The 1,382-nt window shown below is 37.6% G+C and carries 1 protein-coding gene; it reads right to left on the bottom strand.

What is annotated here, in order from left to right; translation table 11 throughout:
• Nucleotides 1-89: 89 nt before the first annotated feature.
• Nucleotides 90-1,382, bottom strand: a 1,293-nt coding sequence (locus G580_RS0108605; protein WP_028841804.1) for a diguanylate cyclase domain-containing protein, incomplete at its 5' end; no start/stop codon positions are given.

The raw sequence follows: 1,382 nt of genomic DNA, 5'->3' as shown, positions 1-1,382 counted from the left end.
CACTTCCTTTAATTAAGTCTGCTTTATACGAATTGAGGCAAATGTTTGTAAAGAGATTTTATAAGGAGACACAATTCTCTTGACAAGTGTCACTTAGGTAAAAACCGGCTCTTCTCCAAATAGTCTATAAACTCCGAAGGATTATAAATCTTACCATTCACTTTGATCCTAACCAATGCCTCTAACCCAGCCAACGACAAATCCTCGACCCTAAAATAAGGTTGATAATAAAATAAAAACCACCTATTTTCTAAGGCCTTTTCTAACAATTGGTCTAAAGATATAATCTCCTGGGCTTTTAACTCCATATGTGAAGCAAAAAACCTAAACTCTCCTCCCCCTCCCCTCTTTGCCTCACTTAGCGCCAATGAAGCCTTCTCCAATAGCTCCCTTACACTTTTTCCGTCTCCTGGATAATAACTAATACCCATATTAGTAGCAACCACTATCTCCTGCCCATCTACCTCTACCCTTATCTCCTTAACCAAACCAAGCCTATCTATCAACCCCATCACATCTCCATAATCTTCCTTCTTCAGAAAACATCCAAACTCATCTGACCCAAGTCGAGCTATAAAATCCTTAGTTCTTGGAAAAATACCCTGTAAAAGCTTACCGATAGCCTTTAAAACCCTATTTCCTACCTCAAAACCATAAGTCCGGTTGATGTAGGTAAAATTAAATATGTCTATAAATACTAAACACCCCTCAACCACTTCACCTAAAAGCTTGTTAACCCTCCTCTCAAAACCTTCAACATTCAAGAGTCCTGTCAAAGGATCCTCTAACATAACCCTCTCTAACTTGGTTATCAACTCCCTTTCCTCGCTAACATCCTTTCCTATTAAAAGGAATCTCCTGTCAACTCCTGCAAACTCTATAGGATAGATTTTCATCTCTATATAATTTTTTGCCATAGAACAAAATAACACATCAGAAAATTTCTCTTCCCTTTGAGATACAAACTTCAAAAAAATTGGATAAAACTCAGAACCATCAGATAACTTAAAACCAAACATCTCTATAGATTGCCCAACAACCTCATCAAAAGACCTACCAACTCCCCTCAACACAGTCTCGTTACAAAAAACTATCTTGCCTTCCTCATCTAAAATAAATACAGCTGAAGGAGATTTAAGAAGAGCCTGAGAAATGATAACATTATTTCTAATCTCCTCTATCCGCTTTAAAGCAAACTCTATGTCTCCCTTTAACTCCTCTAAAAGCCCTAAAGTTTCTTCGGTAAAAAATTTTGGTTCCTTGGCATAAAGCCCTAACACACAATAAGGATTACCATCTTTATAGATAGGTATCCCTGCTACTGAAAGATACTGCCTCTTCAAAGCCTCTTCTCTCCAAGGATAAAAACGAGGGTCAGTTCT

Origin of the sequence: Thermodesulfobacterium hveragerdense DSM 12571 (assembly GCF_000423845.1) — a bacterium.
Classification (GTDB): Bacteria; Desulfobacterota; Thermodesulfobacteria; order Thermodesulfobacteriales; family Thermodesulfobacteriaceae; genus Thermodesulfobacterium; species Thermodesulfobacterium hveragerdense.
The sequence above is the reverse complement of the archived record's forward strand: the minus strand, read 5'-3'. Positions and strand labels throughout refer to the sequence as shown.